Annotated in this window: 6 protein-coding genes; 3 read left to right on the top strand and 3 right to left on the bottom strand. The window is 75.2% G+C overall.

Annotated elements, in window-relative coordinates; genetic code table 11:
• Window positions 1-116: 116 nt before the first annotated feature.
• Both AB0C84_RS35395 and AB0C84_RS35390 read right to left on the bottom strand, forming a co-directional pair.
• A complete protein-coding gene (locus AB0C84_RS35395) occupies window positions 117-377 on the bottom strand; it encodes a DUF2530 domain-containing protein (protein ID WP_179844234.1) in 261 nt (86 codons plus the stop codon).
• 4 nt (window positions 378-381) lie between these two features.
• Window positions 382-954, bottom strand: coding sequence for a TetR-like C-terminal domain-containing protein (locus tag AB0C84_RS35390; RefSeq protein ID WP_179844233.1), 573 nt, complete (start codon window positions 952-954; stop codon window positions 382-384).
• A 98-nt stretch (window positions 955-1,052) separates the two neighbouring features.
• Here AB0C84_RS35390 and AB0C84_RS35385 point away from each other — a divergent pair, with 98 nt between their 5' ends.
• The 3 genes from AB0C84_RS35385 (at window position 1,053) to thpR (ending at window position 3,979) form a co-directional block, all read left to right on the top strand.
• Window positions 1,053-1,517, top strand: a complete 465-nt coding sequence (locus AB0C84_RS35385) for a MarR family transcriptional regulator (protein ID WP_361074819.1) — start codon at window positions 1,053-1,055, stop codon at window positions 1,515-1,517.
• A gap of 64 nt (window positions 1,518-1,581) precedes the next feature.
• Window positions 1,582-3,240 carry an MFS transporter gene (locus AB0C84_RS35380; protein WP_361074817.1) on the top strand — a complete coding sequence of 553 codons (1,659 nt, stop codon included), beginning with the start codon at window positions 1,582-1,584 and terminating at the stop codon, window positions 3,238-3,240.
• Between the two features lie 115 nt (window positions 3,241-3,355).
• The gene (gene thpR, locus AB0C84_RS35375; protein ID WP_179844231.1) at window positions 3,356-3,979 is read left to right on the top strand and encodes an RNA 2',3'-cyclic phosphodiesterase; all 624 of its coding nucleotides are present in this window, start codon (window positions 3,356-3,358) and stop codon (window positions 3,977-3,979) included.
• On the opposite strand, the gene AB0C84_RS35370 is transcribed toward thpR, so the two are convergent.
• Complete coding sequence (locus AB0C84_RS35370) at window positions 3,916-6,039, bottom strand: hypothetical protein (protein ID WP_361074815.1); 2,124 nt, start codon at window positions 6,037-6,039, stop codon at window positions 3,916-3,918. The two genes, thpR and AB0C84_RS35370, sit on opposite strands and share 64 nt — an antisense overlap.
• Between the last annotated feature and the right edge of the window lie 72 nt (window positions 6,040-6,111).

The following is a 6,111-nucleotide window of genomic DNA, read 5'->3' as shown; positions in this document are numbered from 1 at the left end:
GTCCTGGCTCCACTTCTACAATCACCACCGCGCCCACTCCGCCATCGGAGACCAGCCACCGATCACCCGGCTGACCAACCTCCCTGGACATCACACCTAGCGAGGCCCGGCGGGCTTCAGCGGGACGCCTCGCGCTTGGCGGCGCGGTCGGCCTCCTGCCGGGCCCGCCCGGCCTGGAGCCTGGGGACGTACCACACGCCGAACAGCCCGATCCCGATGCCGACGCAGCACACCCACAGCCACCAGCGGTCCTGCGACGGCAGCCCGACGATCAGCAGCACGACGAGCGCCACCGCCCAGGCGAGCGCCCCGGCGGCCGCGACGCGGACGTCGTTGGTCTGCATCGGCGGCGGGTCCGGGCGGCGCGGAGGGCTCATGCGCTCAGGCTACGCGGCCCCGGCCCGCCAGTCCGCTGATGACCATCGTGATGAGCAGCTCATAACTGGCCTCCAGGTCCGCGGGCAGCCCGAAACCGCCCGCCGCCTCCAGGACGGCGAACCCGTGGACGGCCGAGCGCAGGCAGCGCGCCGCGTGCACGAGTTCCGGCCCCTCCAGGGCGTAGCCGCGCAGCGCTCCGTACAGGATGTTCAGCAGCCGCTCCGCGGCGTCGCCCGACGGGACGCCCTCCGGCTCCGCCGTCTGCTCCATCGCCCCGTAGCGGCCCGGATGCGCGACCACGTACGCCCGGTAGGCGTACATCAGCGCCCGGACGGCGTCGTCGCCGGACCGCCCGAGCGCGGCCTCCCCGAGCCGTTCGGCGAGCTCCTCCAGGACGCGGGCGGTCACCAGGTGTCGCAACTCGGCGAGATTGCGGACATGCTTATACAGGGAGGGGGTCGCGACCCCGGCCCTTCCCGCCACCGCCGCCAGCGTGAGGGCACCGGGGCCCTCGGCGTCCACGACGGCGACGGCGGCGTCCACGACCGCGTCGGGCGACAGTCCCGCACGGGGCATCGCGACCTCCTATATCTCTTTAGCTGTAAGGCTAAGAAGATTAGCGACAGTGTCAAGTGGCGGCGTGGCAGCATGGGCAGCACAGGAGACCGAGGACGATGACATTGCCACCGATCCGGGGCCGCACGGCGTCCGCGCCGGGGCTGGCCGAGGAGTTGCGCATCTCGATCGCGCGGCTGTCGCGCCGGCTGCGCACGCTGCGGCCGTCCGCGGCGGGCGAGGCGAGCACGCTGTCGCTCACGCAGTTCGCCGCGCTCGCCGCCATCGAGCGGCACGGGTCGATGACGCCGCGCGAGCTGGCCGACCACGAGAAGGTGCAGCCGCCCTCGATGACCCGCGTCATCGCCTACCTGGAGGATCGGGGGCTCGTCGCGCGCAGCCCGCACCCGACCGACGGGCGCCAGGTCGTGCTGAACGCCACCGACGAGGGCGCCGCCCTGCTCGCCGACGAGCGCCGCCGCAAGGAGGCCTGGCTCGCCCTGCGCCTCAGCGAGCTGACCGACGAGGAGCGCGAGATCCTCCGCCGCGCCGCCCCCGTCATCGACAAGCTCAGCCGCTCCTGACCCCGCCGTCCCGGGCGCGCGGGGGCGGCTGTCCGCTTGATCAGGTTTTCTCGCGCTTGCCGGAATGCGGGCGTCGCGATTACCGTTAGCCTTGGTAATGACTTCTGCTAACGAAACCCCCGACGAACCCGAGGGGCCCGCGACGCGCGGGGCCCGCGGGCGGCGGGCCGCGCACCCGGCCCGGACCGCCGCCCTCGCGAGCCCTGCCCGCTCCCGCCGTCGCCGCCCCTCCCCGCGTCCCGCCCCGCACGCGCCCGCCCGCCCCGCCGCGCGCCAGGACGCCACCACCCCCACCGCGCCCGCCGCACCCACTGCCCCCAACGCCCCCGCCGCGACCGTGACGGAGAAGGACGGACCGTTCCAGGAGGCCGTGGCGGACGTCCCGGAGCCCGCGCCCCCGCCCGGACCGGACGCCCCCGAGACCCCGAGCCCGGAACGGCCCGACCGCGCCGAGACGCCCGCGGAGCCCGAGGAGATCGCGGAGGAGCCCGGCAGCCGCGCCGGCATGTTCCGCTCCCTCCGCAACCACAACTTCCGCCTGTACACCGCGGGCCAGGTCGTCTCCAACACCGGGACGTGGATGCAGCGGATCGCGCAGGACTGGCTCGTCCTCGATCTCGCCCACGGCAGCGGCACCGCGCTCGGCATCACGACCGGCCTGCAGTTCCTGCCGATGCTGCTGTTCGGCCTGTGGGGCGGCGTCATCGCCGACCGCTACTCCAAGCGCCGCGTGCTGATGCTGACGCAGGTGTCGATGGGCGTGCTCGCGCTGATCCTCGGCCTCCTCGCGATCTCCGGCACGGCGCAGGTGTGGCACGTGTACGTGCTGGCGTTCGGGCTCGGCGTCGCGACCGTCGTGGACAACCCGACCCGCCAGACGTTCGTGGTCGAGATGGTCGGCAAGCGCGACCTGCCGAACGCGATCGCGCTGAACAGCGCCACCTTCAACGGCGCGCGGCTGCTCGGCCCGGCCGTCGCCGGCGTGCTGATCGCGCTGATCGGCACCGGCCCGGTCTTCCTGGTGAACGCCGCGTCGTTCGGCGCCGTCCTGCTCGGCATCTACGCCATGCGGGGGGACGAACTGCACCAGGCCGCCCCCGTCAAGCGCGCCAAGGGCCAGCTCCGCGAGGGGCTCCGCTACGTGCGCGGGCGCCGCGACCTGATGCTCGTGCTCATCCTCATCGGCTTCCTCGCCACGTTCGGCATGAACTTCAGCACCACGGTCGCCCTGGTGGCCAAGGAGGTCTTCCACAGCGACGCCTCCGCGTTCGGCCTCGCGTCGAGCATGCTGGCGCTGGGCGCGCTCAGCGGCGCCCTCCTGGCCGCCCGGAGGGTCGCCCGGCCCCGGCTGCGGCTGCTGGTGGTGATGGGCCTGGTGTTCGGGGCGCTGGAGGTCCTCACCGGCCTGATGCCGACGTACTGGTCGTTCCTGGCGCTGCTGGTGCCGACCGGGATCGCGATGATGACGATCATGACGGCGGCGAACGCGTCCGTCCAGCTCGGGGTCGCACCCGAGATGCGCGGCCGCGTCATGGCCCTCTACATGCTGGTGTTCCTCGGGACGAACCCGCTGGGCGCGCCCGCGGTCGGCTGGCTGGCCGAGCACTTCGGCGCGCGGGCCTCCCTCGTCCTCGGCGGGCTGGTCTCCGTCGTCGCCGCCCTCGCCGTGGGCGCCCTGGCCGCGCGGTGGAGGGCCGACGAGCGCCGGGTCGCCGCGCGGTAAAGGGCCGCGCGCGGTTCATAAAACCGGCTGTGTGCGGCGATTCGGTTGGCCCTATTTGCGTGACAAGGAACGCCGCCTGCTGAAAGGCTGGCGGGGTGGCCCTGTGGAAGCGTTCATGAGGCTTTTCGTGGCGCTCGTCCCGCCGCCGGACGTCCTGGACGAGCTCGCGGAGGCCGTCCGGCCCCATCTCGGAACGGTCTCCGAGCTGCGCTGGATCCGGCGCGACCTGCTGCACGTCACGCTGACGTTCCTCGACGAGGTCGACGACCGCACCCTGGAGCGCCTGCTCCCGAGGCTGGAGCGCGCCGTCCGCCGGCACGAGCGGATGACGCTGTCGCTGGCGGGCGCGGGCGCGTTCCCCGGCAACGGCGCGCACGCCCGCGTCCTGTGGACGGGCCTGTACGGCGACCGGCGCGCCCTGGCGAGGCTCGCCGCCTCCACCACCGCCGCGGGCCGCCGCGTCGGGACGATCCCCGACAAGCACCGCGGCTTCCGGCCGCACATGACGCTGGCGCGGTCCCGGCGGCCGGTGGACGTGCGGTCGCTCGTCGAGGCGCTGTCATCGTTCGCGGGCATGCCGTGGACGGCGGACACCGTCCAGCTGGTGCGCAGCCACCTGCCGGGCAAGGACAACACCCAGCTGGAGTACGAGCCGCTGATGGCGTGGCCGCTGCGTCACAGCTCCGGCGGGGGAGGGGCGGGGCGGTCGGCGTCCGGCGGGCCCCAGGGGACGCCGTAGCGCTCGCAGGCGCGGCGCAGCTCGCCGATGTCGGGCGGGAACGTGATCTGGCGCAGCACCCGCCCGGACGGCCCCCACACCACGAGCCGGGGCATCCGCTCGACGGCGTCGTCGATGCCGACGCCGCCGAGGCGGTCGCGGGCCAGGTCCCACTCGACCCGGCCGCGCCGGGTGACGACGGCGACCCCGGCGGACGACACCCGCAGCTGCGACCGGTTGCGGTCGTACAGCCAGTAGCCGAGAAGCCCGATCATGAGCCCGGCCGGCATCGACCACAGCGCCGTGGCGTTGAACCCGCCCAGATCGGGGCCGAGCCACACCGCGCCCAGCAGCGCCACCGCCTCGCACAGCAGGACGCTCATCCCGTAGGTGCCGACGCGGGACCGGCGGGTCGCGTCGAGGACCGTGCCCGGCGCGGTCACCGGGCTGGGCGGAGTGTGGACGGGGAAGACGAGATCGGGCTCGCCGGACGGCTCCGGCCGGGACGCCGCGCCCTCCTGCGCGACGCCCTGCGCCGGCAGGGCCGCGGCGGGCGCCGGGTCGGGGGCCGACAGCGAGGACATGGCCGAGTGGAACGCGGCGCTCAGGTAGGCGTCGTATTCGGCGTCGTTGACGGGGAGCCCGGCGCGCCGGGCCGAGTCGCGCAGGTCGGTGCGGGAGATCCGCAGCGACGACAGCGGTGCCGAGAAGAACTCGTCGCCGTCGGAGTCGTACAGCCGGACCCACGCGTGCCCGGAGACGGTCAGCAGCTCGATGCCGCCGATGCGGTCCTGGGGCATCTTCAGCACGACGTCGCCGGCGGCGTCGGCCCAGCCGAGCCCGTCGCCCTCCACGACCAGGCGCCCGCCGGGCACCTGCGCGAAGATCTCCGGCAGCCCTTCGAGCCCGTAGTCGGGACGGCGCGGCGACCGCGCCCCGGGGGTGATCACGCGGTAGCCGTGGTCGTCGAGGGCGTGCGCGAGCTGGAAGCCGTCCAGGCCGTGGGCGGGCAGCCGGGCCACCAGCTCCAGCCGGTGCCCGAACGCCAGCGCGGCGAGGTCGGCGCGGCGCGGCTCGCCGCTCACCGGGTCCAGGCGCAGGCCGGGCCCGACGACGACCGCGGCGACGCTCTCGGCGCGCAGGTCCTGGGTCTCGCGGCGGCGGCCGGGGCGGGCCCGCACCAGCAGCCGCTCCGCCGTGATCGTCCAGCGGACCTGCGCGGCCCGCAGCAGCCGGCGGCGCGCCGCGAGGACGCCGCCGATCGCGGCGAGCGCCCAGCAGCCCGCGGCGAGCCGGGCGCCGAACTCGCCCGTCCCGTCCAGCGCGATCCGGACGATCATGACGGCGCCGAGCACGGCGGTGAGCGCGCCGAGGAGCACGATCCGGCGGCGGCTCGGCAGCGGCTCCGGCGTGGCCAGCCGCTGCTCGTCGGGCGCCGCGCGGGACGCGCGGCGGGAGAGCGGCTCGGGGGGCGGCTCGTGCGCCGCGGCCAGCAGGGCGGCCTCCTGGTCCAGCAGCCGCTTCTCGGCGGCGTGGTCGCGCGGCAGGGGGCCGCCGCCGGGGACGTCGTCCTCCAGCCCGGACACGCGCAGGGCCTCGTCGAGCGCGGGGTCGAGCAGGTCGGAGGCCTCGCCGTCCAGGACGTGCATGGGGATGCCGAGCCTGCGGGCCGCCACGAACACCGCGAGCGGCTCCAGGCCCATCGCCGTCATCCCGCCCACGGCGGTGCGGCCGAACCGGTGGAAGACGGTCAGGACGCCGTCGCCGGTGGTGATGGCCAGGCCGTCGAGCCGGGACCGCTCGTAGGAGACCATCGTCAGCCCGCCGGGGCCGACGCGCTCCAGCCCGGCCGCCGACAGCCGCCAGTACGGGCGCGGGCGGCGGCGGCGCGCCTCCGGGACCGCCCCGAGCAGCCACGGGAACGCGGCGACGGCGCCGATCAGCGCGGCCCACAGCCACACCGGCCGGATCGGCAGCAGCGCCAGCGCCACCGCGAGGACGGTGAAGGGACCCGCGGCGACGGGGCGCCACCGGCCGCCGGATCCCGCGAGGCCCACCAGCTCATGCTCCACAGTCCGCATCCTCACACGGGTCCCCGCGGGACCGTCGCCCCCTTCCACGATCCGGTCGCCCTCCGGAACCGACATCCATCG

Source organism: Actinomadura sp. NPDC048955, assembly GCF_040649435.1.
Lineage (GTDB): Bacteria > Actinomycetota > Actinomycetes > Streptosporangiales > Streptosporangiaceae > Spirillospora > Spirillospora luteofluorescens.
This window is presented reverse-complemented; position numbering and strand designations above follow the sequence as displayed.